Raw genomic sequence first — 14,229 nt, forward strand, 5'->3', positions numbered from 1 at the left:
CGGACATGGAGCCGACAACCCGAGGTCGTGTCCGTGTCGAGACGACGGCCAAGCGCGTGCGCACCTATGCAGACGGGCGGCCGGTGGCCGACACCACCCGCGCCCTCCTGGTCTGGGAGAACCCACACTTCCCGACGTATTACTTCCCGCTCGACGATGTCGAGACCGGCGAGCTGAAGCAGACGGGGAAGACCAAGCACTCGCCGAGCAGGGGCGACGGAGCCCTGCACGACGTGGCCGGCAGGCCGGACGCCGCCCTCGTCTACGGCGACGACGCCCCGCTGGAGGAGATCCGCGGGCACGTCCGCTTCGACTGGGACGCCATGGACGCCTGGTTCGAGGAGGACGAGGAGGTCTTCTACCACGCCCGCGACCCGTACACCCGGGTGGACATCCTCCCGAGTTCGCGGCACATCCGGGTGGAGATCGACGGCGTCACGGTCGCCGACTCGCGGCGGGCGCGGATCCTGTTCGAGACGGGCCTGCGGCCGCGGTACTACCTGCCGAAGACCGACGTGCGGCTCGACCTGCTCACCCGCTCGGACACGGCGACGTTCTGCCCCTACAAGGGCCGGGCGGAGTACTGGTCGGTCGGGGAGGGCAAGGACCTCGTGTGGTCCTACCCCACGCCACTCCCGGAGAGCCAGAAGATCGCCGGACTGGTCTCCTTCTACAACGAGAAGCTGGACATCTACGTGGACGGCGTTCTCGAGGAGCGCTGACCGGCGGCCGGGGCCACGGGCGGTCGGCTGTCAAAGCTGCAGGTCGAATGGGTTGATGACGGACACGCCCGTGCCGGCGAAATCTTTCGTGTTCCGGCTCACGAGGGTCCAGCCGTTCACGCGGGCTGTCGCGGCGATCAGCCCGTCTGCGGTCGGGAGCGTTCGTACAGCGTTCAGCCGCCCCCATTCCTCGGCCACTTCGGCTGTTATGGGAGCGATGCGATCGTTGAACTGGCGATGGAGGGCGTGCAGCCAGCGTTCCAGGGCGGCAGCCTGGATGGGATCACTACGTCTACGCGTCTCGACTCCACAGCGGATCTGTCCGACGGTAAGACTGCTGAGGTGGAGGGTGGGTCCGTGCGCCGCACCGATCCAGTCCTTGACCAGAGCGCTGCCGTTCCGTTTCCTTGCTTCAGAGACCACGTTGGTGTCAAGGAGGTAGCCGGTGGTCATCAGCCGAGGTCCACCCCTCGGGGCAGGTCCCGATTCCGGGGGAACTCGACGTCATCGCTCCAGTCTGGATCGGTGAGGAGAAACCGGCTGAAGTCGGGTGAGTCTTCTCGGAGCCTGCGATATTCGGCGATGTCGATGACGACGGCCACCTCTTCCCCGTGACGGGTGACGATTTGGGGACCTTCGTCGAGGGCGCGGCGCACGACCTCGCTGAAACGCTGTTTCGCCTCTTGCACCTGCCACGCGGTCATCGGAGCTCCTGTCTGGTCTGTCTAGACCACGATAACCGCGGGCGGCGGCAGGCGTCAGCGCCTTTTGGCAGGTCAGCGACGGATCACGTGGAGGACGCTGGCGATCCGCTCGGCCGCGGTGACCACGTCGGAGGCGTGGCCGATCCGGCCGGCCCACGAGAGCCAGTACCACCACTCGCCGTCGTTGGCGTCGGAGGCCAGGACGTCCTCGGCCATGGCGGGGGCCATGGGGTTGATCACGCGCAGGCGGGGATAGAGCCCTGCCGGCGCGCTCAGCCGCACCTGGAACGAATGGGCCTCCAGCTGGGCGGCGAGCCGCTCCAGATGGTCCATCGCCTCGCTGCGATCTGCCGTCATGGTGGCCTCCGGTGGGCGTCGGTACCTTTCACCGGAAAGCCTGAACCCGAGCAGACCTACCGGCAATCGGCCCGATTCCACGAAACCGTGCAATAACCAGGGAATTCATCGACATTCCGTGGAACATCCTCGGGTCCCTGGCCACGAACACATAACGGTGCCGGGGGTTGGGTGCCGACCGGTTTACGTTTGGGAAATATCCGTAACGAGCGACACTCCGATTGCGGGGGGCACGTACATGGCCCGAGGAGAACACTCACCCGCTTGCGCCCGTCGCTGGCGTGAGCAGGCGGAGGTCCGTCAGTGGACGCTGTGGCAGACGGTCCAGGCCATTCACGGATGTTGTGGTGTCAGCCTGCTCAAGGCTCACCGGCTCGGCCGGGGCTGGTCCGCCCGGCAGGCGATCGAAGAGCTGGAATTCCTCTGTGAGCAGCAGTCCCTCGGGCTGCCGCGCGCCAGCATCGACCTGCTGAACGCCTGGGAGAACAACCGGGCCCGTCCCCGCCCCCAGACGATCGACCTGCTGGCCCGCCTCTACAAGGCCAACGCCGTACGGCTGGGCCTGGCGGCCGACTACTGCGAGGACACGGGCGGGCAGAAGGTCGTGGTGGTCGGCCCCGGGCAGGCCGACGAGGCCGTCCATCTGGACGATCTCGCGGGTGACGACACCGAGCGGAGGGCGCTGTTCCACCAGGCAATGCTCCTCGGCACCCCGAACGGGCGGTTCTTCGCCGAGGTGGAGGGCACCCGGCACGACGTGGACCGCACCCTGGCCGCCGGATCGGTGACCGAGGACCAGCTCGACCGGCTCGACGAGCAGGTGCTGCGCTACCGGCGGGAGTACATGACCACCCCGCCGATGCCGATGCTCTGCCGGGTCATGCTGGAGATCTCCGACGTGCGCAAGCTCAGCGGCAGCCGGCAGCCCTCCTCGGTGCAGCGCCGCCTGCTGACCGCGATGACCATGCTGTCGCTGCTGTCGGCCGACGCGCTGATGAAGCTCGGGGACACCCGCCAGGCCCACTCCTGGTACGGCACGGCCCGCGCCGCCTCCGACGACGTCGGCGACCTGCGGCTACGCGCGCTCGTCCGGGCGCAGCAGACGATGCTGCTCTACTACTACGGCGACCTCAACGAGACCGTGCGCCTGGCCAGGGAGGCCCGGATGCTGGCAGGCTCGGCCCCGAGCTCTCCGGCCGCCCTCGCGGCGGCGGCCGAGGCCAGGGCGCTGGCCCGGATGGGAGACGGCAAGGCCGCCAGGCTTGCCCTGGCCGAGGCCGAGCAGATCTTCGCCAGGATGCGCGGCATGAGCCAGGACGACCTGGCCTTCGTCTTCACCGAGAAGCGGATGAAGTTCTACCGGACCGGGACGTTGATCGAACTCGGCGACGCCGAGGAGATCCAGAGCCTCGACACCTCTCCGGGTTTCCACACGATCGACCCCGCCCTGATCCAGCTCGACCAGGCCAGCCATCTGGCCAGGCACGGAGATCACGAGGAGGCGTGCCGCATCGCGGCGGAGGCGCTGCGACAGGTGCCGGCCGAGCATCGCACCTCGATCGTCGTCACCCGGGCCAAGGCTCTGCTGGCCGACGTCGATCCGCAACTGGCGTCCGTACGGCATCTGCGGCAGGTGCTCGCGGAGTCGTCGCCGCGGCTCGCGCTGGACAGCCGACTGTGAGCGGGGCGTGAAAGCCATGGGCCGGACGCTGGCCGAAGAGGCGTTCGGCCTGCTGCACGAGGTGTGCGGCGAGCTGGGAGTGGACGCGCAGGGCGCGCGGCTGCTGCGCCTGCGCAGCAACGCCGTCTTCAAGCTCCGCGGCGAGATGGTCGTGCGGATCGCGACCGCCCCCGACGCGCTCACCCGGCTGCCCGTGGTGCTGGCGGTCGCCCGCTGGCTCGCCGACCGGGGCTTCCCGACGGTGCGTCCGGTGGACGAGATCCCGGGCCAGCCGCTCGTCTACGGAGATCGGGCGATCACCTTCTGGCGTTATGTGCCCTCCCGGGGCCGCCCGACCACGCGGGAGCTCGGCAGGGTGCTGCACAATCTGCACCGGGAGCCGGTGCCGCCGATGGGCCTGCGCCGGCTCACCGACCCGTTGTCGGAGGTCAGGCATGCCGTGGAGCATCGGGCGGAGGTGCTGACCCCTGGGCAGCGGGCCTGGCTGAGAGATCGGATCGAGGAGCTCACCGACCGCTGGGGAGACCTGGAGACCGGGCCGCCGGTGCTGCTGCACGGTGACGCGTGGATCGACAACCTGCTGCGCTGCCAGGACGGCCACGTGGTGCTGCTCGACTGGGACGGCGTCGCGGTCGGCCCCCGCGAGTGGGATCTCGTCCACACCTACCACGGCCAGCGACGGTTCGGGCTGTCGGCCGACGACGTGGACGACTTCGCCCGGGCGTACGGCTCGGACCTGCGGTTGTGGCCCGGCTACGGAACCCTGATGGAGGTCAGGGACATGTACGCCGTCGGCATCCACATCCGGAATGCCCTGGGGGACCCGTTCTCCCGTCAGGAACTGCCCCGCAGGCTCGACTCCCTGACCCGTGGAGACGGACACGCCCGGTGGTACATGGCTTCGCCCGCATAGGTGTTCGGCGATCCGGGTAGGTTCCGGATAGGCTGCTGGAGTTGCAGCGGTGATTCTGGATCGTGTTTTAGCCAAAAGCACACTCGAGAATCTCCCGGCAGCGGGCGTGCTTGCTTTTCCTGCGTGATACGCGGATGCAGCGTAAGGGTCCGCTGAGCAGCCCTGTGTCGCCGACCTGGTGACATGGTGAGGCTCCCGTAAAGGAGAAGCAGTTGTCTGAAGGCACCGTCAAGTGGTTCAACGCCGAAAAGGGCTTCGGGTTCATCGCTCCGGACGACGGTACCCCTGACGTGTTCGTTCACTACTCGGCGATCACCTCAAGTGGTTACCGGAGCCTGGACGAGAACCAGCGCGTCAGTTTCGTGACCGTTCAGGGCGCGAAGGGTCCGCAGGCCGAGCAGGTCACGCCCCTCTAGGCTCGGGAGAAGGCTCGATCATCGGGCTGCGTTTCGAGCTCGACATATCGATGGTTCGGGCCCGCACCGCTTCGGTGGTGCGGGTCCGAATGTTTTGCCCAGCTTTTGCCGGGCAGTCGGAACGCCCATGAGGCTGAGCGTCACGTCCGATCTCTGGTGGAAGAACGCGGTCGTCTATTGTCTCGACATCGAGACGTTCGCCGACGGAGACGGCGACGGGATCGGTGATTTCCAGGGGGCCATCCAGCACATCGACCATCTGGACACGATGGGCGTCACCTGCGTGTGGCTTATGCCGTTCTTTCCCACGCCGGACTGCGACGACGGCTACGACATCACCGATTTCTACAGCGTGGATCCGAGACTGGGCACGCTCGGTGATTTCGTCGAATTCATGCGGGTCGCCAGAGACCGAGGGATCCGGGTGATCGCCGACCTCGTCGTCAACCACACCTCCGACCGTCATCCGTGGTTCCTGGACGCCAGGTCGAGCAGGGACTCCCGCCACCGCGACTGGTACATCTGGTCCGACGTGCCGGAGCCCGACGACCCCAAGGGCATCGTCTTCCCCGACAAGGAGACCAGCCTGTGGGAGCTGGACGAGAAGACGGGCCAGTACTACTTCCACCGCTTCTACCGTTTTCAGCCCGACCTCAACACCTCCAACCCGGAGGTGCGCGACGAGATCGCCCGGATCCTCGGGTTCTGGATGGAGCTGGGCCTGTCCGGATTCCGGGTCGACGCCGTGCCGTTCCTGGTGGAACAGGTCGCCGACGACGGCGGGGACAAGCTGCCCGACCCGCACGAGTTCTTCGCCGGCCTGCGGGCCTTCATGAACCGCCGGGACGGCTCGGCCGCCCTGCTCGGCGAGGTGAACCTGCCCTACGACGACCTGGTGAAGTACTTCGGCAACGCGCTCGGCAACGAGATCACCATGTGCTTCGACTTCATCGGCATGCAGAACATGTACCTCTCGCTGGCCCGCGGGGACGCCCGGCCGCTGGCCGCCGCGCTCAGGGACCGGCCCCGCCCGCCCAAGGACTGCCATTGGGCGACCTTCGTCCGTAACCACGACGAGCTCACGCTGGACAAGCTGGACGACGCCGAGCGCAAGGAGATCTTCGCCGCCTTCGGCCCCGACGAGGCCATGCAGCTGTACGGCAGGGGCCTGCGCCGGCGCCTGCCGACGATGCTCGGCGGCGACCAGGACCGGATCAAGATGGTCTACAGCCTGTTGTTCTCCCTTCCGGGCACCCCGGTCCTCTTCTACGGGGAGGAGATCGGCATGGGGGAGAACCCGGAGCTTGAAGGCAGGCAGGCCGTACGCACCCCGATGCAGTGGACCCCCCACCGCAATGGCGGATTCAGCACGGCCGACCCCTCGAAGATCCGCAATGCGATGCCCTCGGGGGACTACGGCCCGGAGAACGTCAACGTCAGCGCGCAGCAGCGTAACCCCGGTTCCCTGCTGAGCTGGATCTCCCGGCTGATCCGCCACTACCGCGAGTGTCCCGAGCTGGCCTGGGGCGACTACACCGTGTTGGACTACACCGTGCTGGACGGGGGGGCCGACGCCGTGCTCGCCCACCGGGCCGACGCGGACGGCCAGACCGTCGTCGCCGTGCACAACTTCGGTGAGGAGGAGGCAGAGGTGGAGATCGTCCTGGACGACCTGGACTCCTCCACCGTGCTGACCGACCTGCTCGTCGACGGAACCGTGAAGATCTCCGGCGACGGGCGCGCGCGGTTCGGTGTCGGCCGGTACGGCTGCCGATGGTTCCGGGCCTCCACCCCCGAGACGGCACCGGCGGATTCGGCCGACGCATCCTAGGGGGAGCCTCAGGGACCGGTCCGGTAGATCTCCGATGGGCCGTGATCCGCCTCGTCGCCACAGTGATGAGGCATGGGGACGCTCTTCACTTTCGCGGCACATCCGCATGACACGCATGACAGGACAGGCGCGCCGGCGACCGGGCTCAGGACGGCTCAGCGCGCGCTGATCGGCGCCGGCTGCCTGGGAATGGTGCTCCTGCATCTGCTGGCCGGGCTCGACCCGTTGCACGACGTGATCAGTGAGTACGTCTACGCGCCGTACGGCTGGCTGCTACCCGTCTCCCTGGTGTCGCTGGCCTGCGGCTCGGCCCTCGCGGGGCTGCGGCTGGCCCGGGTGAGCCGCGCGGCGGGGCTGCTGACCGGGTTGTGGTGCGGCTGTCTGCTTCTGGTGGCCGGGTTCCCCACGGACCCGCTGGGACTGCCCCTGTCGATGTCCGGGCAGATCCACCGTTACGCCGCGGCGGTCGCTTTCGTCAGCATGCCGGTCGCCGGGCTGGTCCTCGCCTGGATCACCGGCTCGCGGCTCATCCGGGCCCTCAGCGTGGTCACGCTGGTCATGGTCGTCTTCGTGCTCCTGCCGTACGCCGGGACGGCGCTGGGTTTTGACCTCGGGGCGTTCCCCGACGGCCTCGCCCAGCGCCTGACCGTGGTCTCCGACGTGACCGATCTGATCGCGATGGCGCTGCTGCCCGCGTGCGCGGCGGCGCCGCGGCGCCGGTCAGATCAGGCCGAGCTCCTTGACGGCGTCGCGCTCGTCGATCAGCTCCTGGACGGAGGCGTCGATGCGGGCACGGGAGAACGCGTCGATCTCCAGACCCTGGACGATCTCCCAGCGGCCGTTCTTCGCGACCACAGGGAAGGAGGAGATGATGCCCTCGGCCACGCCGTACGAGCCGTCGGAGGGGATGGCGGCCGAGGTCCAGTCGCCCTCGGGCGTGCCGTTCACCCAGTTGTAGACGTGGTCGATGGCGGCGTTGGCGGCCGACGCGGCCGACGAGGCGCCGCGGGCCTCGATGATCGCCGCACCGCGCTTGGCCACGGTGGGGATGAAGGTGTCGCGCAGCCAGTCCTCCTCGACCTGCTCAGCGGCGATCTTGCCGCCGACCTCGGCGTGGAAGAGGTCCGGGTACTGCGTGGCGGAGTGGTTGCCCCAGATCGTCAGCTTCTTGATCTCGGACACGGGCACGCGGAGCTTGGCGGCCAGCTGCGACAGCGCCCGGTTGTGGTCCAGCCGGGTCATCGCGGTGAAGCGCTCGGCGGGCACGTCGGGCGCGGACGACTGCGCGATGAGGGCGTTGGTGTTGGCCGGGTTGCCGACGACCAGCACGCGGATGTCGTCGGCCGCGTGGTCGTTGATGGCCTTGCCCTGCGGGCCGAAGATGCCGCCGTTGGCCTGAAGGAGGTCGCCGCGCTCCATCCCCGCCGTGCGGGGGCGGGCGCCGACCAGCAGCGCGATGTTGGCGCCGTCGAACGCCGTGTTCGGGTCGTCGGAGATCTCGATGCCCCGCAGCAGCGGGAAGGCGCAGTCATCGAGCTCCATGGCGGTGCCCTCGGCGGCCTTGACGGCCTGCGGGATCTCCAGCAGGCTCAGCGTCACCGGGGTGTCAGGGCCCAGGAGCTGGCCTGAGGCGATGCGGAAGAGCAGCGCGTAACCGATCTGGCCGGCCGCGCCGGTGACGGTCACTTTGACGGTCATGACGATCCCCATTCGCGATAAGTGTGACTCACGGACTCTACCCGTCCAGGCCCTCGCCGGCGGTGCTGAGGTGCCGCCGCGCGCCGCCGCTCCGGCCTTGCCGTACCGGGCGGAACGTCCAGGCGGGCGTGGTTTCCGGGCATCCGTCCGGGGCCGTACCCCCGAGATCTCCGGCTCGACCCTGATCGCGTCGTCGGGGTCCCCCTTGGACGGGCCCCTTCGGCCCTCGCCGGCGCTGCTGAGGTGCCGCCGCGCGCCGCCGCTCCGGCCTGCGAGGCCATTTGTGATCAAATGCCGACATACAGTGAGAAAGCGGGCGCGATTGGCGGGCCTGGGTGCCACGCCGTACAGGTCGGCGCCTCGACCTCGCACCGGTGTACGACGCGGCCTGCGCGCCGGGCGGTGAAGGAGGCGGACGTGCCGGGCATCGACGCGGTGCACAACTTCTGGGAGCGGGTCTGGCAGCCGCCTCAGGACTACGACGCCATCGACGACCTCGTCGTCGAGGACTTCGTCCTCATCACCGGTGGTCAGAGGATCGAGGGTCGCGAGGCGTTCAAGCAGTGGGCTCGGGGGTTCGGCTCGTCCATCCGGGACCTGGAGTTCGAGGTGGTGGAGTCCTTTGAGAACCACGACGGCTCCCGGGTGGCCTCGATGTGGCGGGTCACGGGCAGAAACGACGGAGTCTTCGGCACCGAGCCCGACGGCCGGCCCATCGAGATGACCGGCACGGCCATCTGGGCCGTCCGTGGGGACGGTCGGCTCGTGTCCAACCAGGTCGAGCGCAACGCCTACGAGGTCTACCGGAGACTCACCGGCGGCGCGTGACGCCTCAGAAGGGCTGCATCTGGTCGATCACCTTCGTGGAGATCGCAATGATCGTCTCGACCTTCGGCAGGTCTCTTTGCACGTCTTCCGCATTGAAGCGCTCTGACTCGCGCCTCATGGAGAGTCCTCTCTCGTGATGCTCAGCCGTACGAGGGGTCGTGACCGGACGGCATCCAGAAACGGATCTTCATCGGTGGATTCCCAGACGGCGCGAGCCACACGGCGGATGTTCACTTCCCTGCCAAGTCGCCGCTCTGCTCTCCGCGCCGCGTCATAAAGGTCATCCTCATCCGCGTCGCCTACGGCGATCACATCGATGTCTCTGGGGACGCCGCCCGGCTCCCCGCTGTAGCGCGCGGCCCACGACCCGTATATGTAAGCGTCTTCCAAGCCGGGGATGCCGACGAGAAGATCGGGCAATACCGCTGTCGGGCCGTAGGTGAGCGCCAGGAGCTCCGTCAAGGGGCGGGCGATCGGAGTCTCCGTAGCGGCACTGACGAACCGTAGATTGCCCATCCGGCGGTCGTTGACGAGTCCGGCGTCGGCCAGCCGGTCGACCTCCCGGGTCACGCTCGCAGGGGAGACCTTGAACCTCCTCGCCAGCTCCACCTGCGGATATTCCTCCCCTGGATGGAGGAAGAGCCAGGCCAGCAATTCCCCCTGGAAGGCTGAGCGAAGCAGAGGCAACAGCGCAGGGGGCGGTTGTTTCATAACCTGAAACATAGCTTGCAGGTTACGCAAGTTCCACGCCGCCCGCTATCGATTTCGTCACGTACGGCAATGGTGATCGATCAGATCGTGACCGGTCTTGATGGCGTCGCCTTCTGATCCCTCGCAGGTTTCTCGTCTTGCCTGCTGTACTGCATGATCACGCGGAGGGGGGGTGGGATCACGCGGAGGGGGGTGGGGTCAGGCGGAGTGGGAGGGGCCGTGGGGGTCGCGGCAGTGCGGGCCCTCCTCGCCGATGATCAGCAGTTTGGGCGAGGCGTGGTCGACCTGCAGCGTCGTGTGCTCGATGCCGTACGCGTCGTGCAGCATCGCCTCGGTGGCCTGCCGTACGGCATGGCAGTCGGAGCCGGGCACCACCAGCACGTGGGCCGACAGGGCGGCATAACCCGAGGTGACCGCCCAGATGTGCAGGTCATGCACCTCGACCACCTGGTCCATGGCCGCCATCCGGGCGCCGATCTCGTCCGGGGACATGCCTGTCGGCGCCGCCTCCAGGAAGACGCGCCCGGAGTCGCGGACCAGCCCCCAGCCGGCCTTGGCCATCAGCGCGGCGACGACGAGGGCGGCGATGGCGTCGGCCCGGGCCCATCCGCCGAGCCACACGATCAGACCTGCGGCGGTGGTCGCGATGAACGCGTAGAGGTCGCTGAGGATGTGCTGGAAGGCGCCTTCGACGTTGAGGCTCGACCGGTTGGCCTTGCTGATCAGCCAGGTGGCGACGACGTTGACGGCGATTCCGACGAGGCCCGTGATGGTGACCAGCAGGCCGGAGACCTCGGGCGGGGAGAACAACCGGTGCACGCCCTCGGCCACGAAGAAGACCGTGAGCAGCAGCAGCGTGATGCCGTTGATCTGGGCACTGATGATCTCGACGCGCTTGAGGCCGTAGGTGAATCCGCCCTTCGCCGGGCGGGCGGCGATGCGCATGGCGACCAGTGCGAGCGCGATCGCGGCCGCGTCGGTCAGCATGTGGCCGGCGTCGGACAGCAGCGCCAGGGAGCCGGCCACCAGGCCCGTCACGACCTCCGCCGCCATGAAGGCGAGGATCAGCAGCAAGGCCGCCACGAGGGGGCGCCGGTCGGCGTCGGCACGCACCCCGTGCCCGTGTCCATGCCCCTGTCCAGGTCCATGTCCGTGCCCGTACACGGCGTCGTGCCCGTTTTCGTGCGCCGGACCGACGGCCGGCTCCGGGCTGTGCCCGGCTCGTTGATCAGTCATGGGCGCCGGCCGCGTCGTGTGCCACGTGGGTGAGGCCGAGGTCGAAGAGCATCCTGACGTGGGAGTCGGCCAGGCTGTAGTAGGCCATCCGGCCGGAGCGCCGCACCTTCACCACGCGGTTGAGCCGAAGGAGCCTCAGCGCGTGAGAGACCGACGATTCGCTCTGCCCGCAGGCCGCGGCGAGATCGCACACGCACATCTCCCCGCCTTCGAGGAGCGCGGCCATCAGGCGGAGCCTGCCCGGGTCGGACAGGAGGCCGAACACCTGCGCCAGGCCCTCGATGGCCGTCTCGGCGGGCAGTGCCGCCATGACGGCGCTCACCCGGTCGGCGTCGACGACCCGCGCATGTGAAGAAACGCTCATATGAGCGATGGTATGCGGCCTGCCGGCCGCCTGCCGTACGGCACACGCCGGGCCGGGAGCCAAGCCGGCGCCGCAGAAAAAATCCTCAGAAGAACGCGGCCAAGAGGTCGGCCACCTTGGCGGGGTCGTCCTCGTCGGGGGCGTTGTGGCCGACGCCGGTCAGCGTCTCGGCTCGTGCGCGCGGCATGGTGACGGCGAGGGCGTCCACCGCCTCGCGAAGGTAGTCCGGGCTCCGGTCGCCCATGATCAGGAGCGTTTCCGCCTCCACGTCGCGGTAGCGGGCCACGGTGGCGTCGAGGCGCTGGATCGCCCGAACCTCGGCGGGGAAGGTCCCGGCGAGCTCGCGCCATTCACGGCCTTGATCGCTACGCATCATGAGCCCGACCAAGGGCATGAGCACCGGCGTAGGCACGCGGTCGAGCAGGCCGCCCATCCGCAGCCCCTTGATCATTCGGATCATGGCCTCGCCATGCCGGCCCCGGGCGAGCGCCCGCTCGTAATCCGGCATCCACTCCAGCGGCAGCGGCTTGTGCGCCGCGACCGCCGGTTCGTACAGGGCGAGCTTGACGACGCTGCCGGGATGGCGCAGCGCGGTCTCCAGGGCGACCAACCCGCCATAGCTGTGCCCGAACAGGAAGTGCGCCCCGGTGAGGTCCATGAGCGCGGCGACGTCGGCGCAGTCGTCGGCGATGATGTGCCCGCCGCGCTGCGGGCCACTGCCGGACCGGCCGCGCCGGTTGAGCGCGTAGACGGTGAGCCGGCCGCTGAGGCCTGCCGCCATGGCGGCGTAGTGGCGCGCGGCGCGCGTGCCCCCGGGGACCACCACGAGCGCCGGCTCGCCGTTTCCGTCCACCTCGTAGGTGATCACCGTGCCGTCGGCGGAAACGGTCTGATCGCGTCTGCCCATGGTCCAGCCTTTCGGGGGATGGCGCCGGTCCCGCTGCCGGCGAGTACGGCCACCGTGCCCGGACAGGCTGTCAGTCCTCTGGCAGAACGCTGTCAGGTCGATCGCCGTCCTGTCGGCTTCGGCCCGCCGGGAGCAGGGCACAGCCCGGTCCGGTCCCGGCCGCGCCGGTCAGGTCCCGGTCGCGCGCCGGGCGGGCCGGGCGTTCGGGTCAGGCGTGGTGGTCGTGCCGGTCGCTGGAGCGGGTGAGCCGGACGACGACGGACACGATCAGTGCGACGGCGCCGATGATCAAGACCCACTTCAGGAGGCCGAAGAGTATTCCCATGATCGACCCGAGCAGGAAGAACCCGACGACGACGGCGGCTGCGATGAGGAGAATGCGTCCCATGTCTTCACCGTAAGCTCCACCCGCCTGGTGAACCCAGGGCGGGAGGCCAAGTTCAGGGCCGCCTCAGGGACATCTCAGGGGAGACCGCCGGCGAGGACGGGAACGGCCCGCCGGCGCGGCGCTCTGGACGAAGGCGCGGAACCGGCGGGCCGCAGGACCCCAGGGGGAAACGGTCAGTCGTTGGCGTGGAGCGCGGAGTTCAGCTCGATGCCGGTGCCGGCCCGGGGCACGGCCTCGACGGCGCCGGTCGTGGAGTTACGGCGCAGCAGGAGCCCGCTCTTGCCGGACAGCTCCTTGGCCTTGACGACGTCGCCGCCGGGGAGGATGACCTTGGTGCCGGCCGTGACGTACAGCCCGGCCTCGACCACGCAGTCGTCGCCGAGGGAGATCCCGATGCCGGCGTTGGCGCCCAGCAGGCACCGCTCGCCGATCGAGATGATCTCCTTGCCGCCGCCGGACAGGGTGCCCATGATCGAGGCTCCGCCGCCGATGTCCGAGCCGTCGCCGACGACGACCCCGGCCGAGATGCGGCCCTCCACCATGGAGGCGCCGAGGGTGCCGGCGTTGAAGTTGACGAAGCCCTCGTGCATCACAGTGGTGCCGCTCGCCAGATGGGCGCCCAGCCGTACGCGGTCGGCGTCGGCGATGCGCACCCCGGCGGGCGCCACGTAGTCGACCATCCGGGGGAACTTGTCGATCCCGTAGACGGTCACCGGGCCCCGCGCGCGCAGGCGGAGCCGTACGGACTCGAAACCCTCGACCTGGCAGGGGCCGTGGTTGGTCCACACGACGTTGGCCAGCTTCCCGAAGATCCCGTCGACGTTGACGCCGTGCGGCCGGACCAGCCGGGCGGACAGCAGGTGGAGCCGCAGGTAGGCGTCGTGTGCGTCGGCCGGGGGAGCGGACAGGTCGGCGATCCCGGTGCGCACCGCCACGACCTCGACGCCCCGGGCCGGGTCGGGCCCCAGGAGCGCGGCCAGATCGGCGTCGAGACCGGCGACCGCGAGCCGCTCGGTGCCGGCGACGGGCGGCTCACCAAGCGTGGGGGAGGGATACCAGGTGTCCAGGACGGTGCCGTCCGCTGCGATCGTCGCCACGCCGATCCCGTGTGCGCCCGAAGGCGTGGGGTCCATGTCTGTCATGGCACACAACGCTACCGGCACCCCGCCTGCCGGCTTTTCCCCCGGCGACTCGAGGCGATTTTTCCCGCTAAATCCGCTGGTTTTATGGCATTTCAGGTTAATTCGGAACGTCCTCGGGGAGGACTCGTTCCCCGGAAGTCCTGCGCCATTCGCGGAGCCTGGCGATCCGCGTGGACGCCGATGGAGGGCGAATGACCGACGTGGAGGCGTACGCCCGCACGTGCTTTCGCGGCGAGACCACCGACCGGGTGGGCGTCGAGCTGGAGTTCCTCGTGTTCGACGCGCAGGCCCCGGCGGAGCCGGTCCCCATCGCCCGGACGTCGGCCGCGCT

At 69.0% G+C, this 14,229-nt stretch carries 16 protein-coding genes and 1 pseudogene; 7 read left to right on the forward strand and 10 right to left on the reverse strand.

What is annotated here, in order from left to right; translation table 11 throughout:
- The first annotated feature begins 5 nt into the window (after nucleotides 1–5).
- A complete protein-coding gene (locus tag Pth03_RS25455; RefSeq protein WP_203946898.1) occupies nucleotides 6–722 on the forward strand; it encodes a DUF427 domain-containing protein in 717 nt (238 codons plus the stop codon).
- Between the two features lie 30 nt (nucleotides 723–752).
- Here the strand turns inward: Pth03_RS25455 and Pth03_RS25460 are convergent, their stop codons facing one another.
- The 3 genes from Pth03_RS25460 to Pth03_RS25470 all read right to left on the reverse strand — a co-directional run bounded on the left by Pth03_RS25460 (nucleotide 753) and on the right by Pth03_RS25470 (nucleotide 1,783).
- The gene (locus Pth03_RS25460) at nucleotides 753–1,175 is read right to left on the reverse strand and encodes a type II toxin-antitoxin system VapC family toxin (protein WP_203946899.1); all 423 of its coding nucleotides are present in this window, start codon (nucleotides 1,173–1,175) and stop codon (nucleotides 753–755) included.
- Nucleotides 1,175–1,426 (reverse strand): type II toxin-antitoxin system Phd/YefM family antitoxin, encoded by a 252-nt coding sequence (locus tag Pth03_RS25465; protein ID WP_203946900.1) that lies wholly within the window; start codon nucleotides 1,424–1,426, stop codon nucleotides 1,175–1,177. The genes Pth03_RS25460 and Pth03_RS25465 overlap by 1 nt, the downstream gene beginning before the upstream one ends.
- 72 nt (nucleotides 1,427–1,498) lie before the next feature.
- Nucleotides 1,499–1,783 (reverse strand): hypothetical protein, encoded by a 285-nt coding sequence (locus Pth03_RS25470; protein ID WP_203946901.1) that lies wholly within the window; start codon nucleotides 1,781–1,783, stop codon nucleotides 1,499–1,501.
- Between the two features lie 238 nt (nucleotides 1,784–2,021).
- Here Pth03_RS25470 and Pth03_RS25475 point away from each other — a divergent pair, with 238 nt between their 5' ends.
- The 5 genes and pseudogenes from Pth03_RS25475 to Pth03_RS42600 all read left to right on the forward strand — a co-directional run.
- A complete protein-coding gene (locus tag Pth03_RS25475) occupies nucleotides 2,022–3,464 on the forward strand; it encodes an NsdA family TPR-like regulatory protein (protein ID WP_203946902.1) in 1,443 nt (480 codons plus the stop codon).
- A 16-nt stretch (nucleotides 3,465–3,480) separates the two neighbouring features.
- Complete coding sequence (locus Pth03_RS25480; RefSeq protein ID WP_203946923.1) at nucleotides 3,481–4,377, forward strand: phosphotransferase enzyme family protein; 897 nt, start codon at nucleotides 3,481–3,483, stop codon at nucleotides 4,375–4,377.
- A 212-nt stretch (nucleotides 4,378–4,589) separates the two neighbouring features.
- Nucleotides 4,590–4,793, forward strand: coding sequence for a cold-shock protein (locus tag Pth03_RS25485; RefSeq protein ID WP_203881548.1), 204 nt, complete (start codon nucleotides 4,590–4,592; stop codon nucleotides 4,791–4,793).
- Nucleotides 4,794–4,920: 127 nt separating this feature from the next.
- On the forward strand, nucleotides 4,921–6,624 hold the full coding sequence (locus Pth03_RS25490; RefSeq protein ID WP_203946903.1) for an alpha-amylase family protein: 1,704 nt from the start codon (nucleotides 4,921–4,923) through the stop codon (nucleotides 6,622–6,624).
- Between the two features lie 189 nt (nucleotides 6,625–6,813).
- A pseudogene (locus tag Pth03_RS42600) lies at nucleotides 6,814–7,251 on the forward strand (DUF998 domain-containing protein); the annotation flags it as partial.
- 93 nt (nucleotides 7,252–7,344) lie between these two features.
- Here the strand turns inward: Pth03_RS42600 and Pth03_RS25500 are convergent.
- Nucleotides 7,345–8,322: a malate dehydrogenase gene (locus Pth03_RS25500; protein WP_203946904.1), complete on the reverse strand. Its 978-nt coding sequence runs from the start codon at nucleotides 8,320–8,322 to the stop codon at nucleotides 7,345–7,347.
- Nucleotides 8,323–8,739: 417 nt separating this feature from the next.
- Between Pth03_RS25500 and Pth03_RS25505 the strand changes: the two genes are divergently transcribed.
- Nucleotides 8,740–9,150 (forward strand): ester cyclase, encoded by a 411-nt coding sequence (locus Pth03_RS25505; RefSeq protein WP_203946905.1) that lies wholly within the window; start codon nucleotides 8,740–8,742, stop codon nucleotides 9,148–9,150.
- 114 nt (nucleotides 9,151–9,264) lie between these two features.
- On the opposite strand, the gene Pth03_RS25510 is transcribed toward Pth03_RS25505, so the two are convergent.
- From Pth03_RS25510 to dapD, 6 genes are all read right to left on the reverse strand, one after another.
- The gene (locus Pth03_RS25510) at nucleotides 9,265–9,873 is read right to left on the reverse strand and encodes a MarR family transcriptional regulator (protein ID WP_308442376.1); all 609 of its coding nucleotides are present in this window, start codon (nucleotides 9,871–9,873) and stop codon (nucleotides 9,265–9,267) included.
- 186 nt (nucleotides 9,874–10,059) lie between these two features.
- A complete protein-coding gene (locus Pth03_RS25515) occupies nucleotides 10,060–11,097 on the reverse strand; it encodes a cation diffusion facilitator family transporter (protein WP_203946907.1) in 1,038 nt (345 codons plus the stop codon).
- Nucleotides 11,090–11,461, reverse strand: a complete 372-nt coding sequence (locus tag Pth03_RS25520) for an ArsR/SmtB family transcription factor (RefSeq protein WP_203946908.1) — start codon at nucleotides 11,459–11,461, stop codon at nucleotides 11,090–11,092. Before Pth03_RS25520 ends, Pth03_RS25515 begins: the two co-directional genes overlap by 8 nt.
- Before the next feature lie 85 nt (nucleotides 11,462–11,546).
- Nucleotides 11,547–12,368 (reverse strand): alpha/beta fold hydrolase, encoded by an 822-nt coding sequence (locus Pth03_RS25525; RefSeq protein ID WP_203946909.1) that lies wholly within the window; start codon nucleotides 12,366–12,368, stop codon nucleotides 11,547–11,549.
- Between the two features lie 208 nt (nucleotides 12,369–12,576).
- On the reverse strand, nucleotides 12,577–12,756 hold the full coding sequence (locus Pth03_RS25530) for a hypothetical protein (protein ID WP_203946910.1): 180 nt from the start codon (nucleotides 12,754–12,756) through the stop codon (nucleotides 12,577–12,579).
- A gap of 173 nt (nucleotides 12,757–12,929) precedes the next feature.
- Nucleotides 12,930–13,898, reverse strand: a complete 969-nt coding sequence (gene dapD, locus Pth03_RS25535; RefSeq protein ID WP_203946911.1) for a 2,3,4,5-tetrahydropyridine-2,6-dicarboxylate N-succinyltransferase — start codon at nucleotides 13,896–13,898, stop codon at nucleotides 12,930–12,932.
- Between the last annotated feature and the right edge of the window lie 331 nt (nucleotides 13,899–14,229).

Origin of the sequence: Planotetraspora thailandica (genome assembly GCF_016863335.1) — a bacterium.
Lineage (GTDB): Bacteria > Actinomycetota > Actinomycetes > Streptosporangiales > Streptosporangiaceae > Planotetraspora > Planotetraspora thailandica.

Coding starts and splice junctions, on each gene's coding strand:
- Pth03_RS25455 (WP_203946898.1), top strand. CDS start 6: ATGGAGCCGACAACCCGAGGTCGTGTCCGTGTCGAGACGACGGCCAAG.
- Pth03_RS25460 (WP_203946899.1), bottom strand. CDS start 1,175: ATGACCACCGGCTACCTCCTTGACACCAACGTGGTCTCTGAAGCAAGG.
- Pth03_RS25465 (WP_203946900.1), bottom strand. CDS start 1,426: ATGACCGCGTGGCAGGTGCAAGAGGCGAAACAGCGTTTCAGCGAGGTC.
- Pth03_RS25470 (WP_203946901.1), bottom strand. CDS start 1,783: ATGACGGCAGATCGCAGCGAGGCGATGGACCATCTGGAGCGGCTCGCC.
- Pth03_RS25475 (WP_203946902.1), top strand. CDS start 2,022: ATGGCCCGAGGAGAACACTCACCCGCTTGCGCCCGTCGCTGGCGTGAG.
- Pth03_RS25480 (WP_203946923.1), top strand. CDS start 3,481: ATGGGCCGGACGCTGGCCGAAGAGGCGTTCGGCCTGCTGCACGAGGTG.
- Pth03_RS25490 (WP_203946903.1), top strand. CDS start 4,921: ATGAGGCTGAGCGTCACGTCCGATCTCTGGTGGAAGAACGCGGTCGTC.
- Pth03_RS25500 (WP_203946904.1), bottom strand. CDS start 8,322: ATGACCGTCAAAGTGACCGTCACCGGCGCGGCCGGCCAGATCGGTTAC.
- Pth03_RS25510 (WP_308442376.1), bottom strand. CDS start 9,873: ATGTTTCAGGTTATGAAACAACCGCCCCCTGCGCTGTTGCCTCTGCTT.
- Pth03_RS25515 (WP_203946907.1), bottom strand. CDS start 11,097: ATGACTGATCAACGAGCCGGGCACAGCCCGGAGCCGGCCGTCGGTCCG.
- Pth03_RS25520 (WP_203946908.1), bottom strand. CDS start 11,461: ATGAGCGTTTCTTCACATGCGCGGGTCGTCGACGCCGACCGGGTGAGC.
- Pth03_RS25525 (WP_203946909.1), bottom strand. CDS start 12,368: ATGGGCAGACGCGATCAGACCGTTTCCGCCGACGGCACGGTGATCACC.
- Pth03_RS25530 (WP_203946910.1), bottom strand. CDS start 12,756: ATGGGACGCATTCTCCTCATCGCAGCCGCCGTCGTCGTCGGGTTCTTC.
- dapD (WP_203946911.1), bottom strand. CDS start 13,898: ATGACAGACATGGACCCCACGCCTTCGGGCGCACACGGGATCGGCGTG.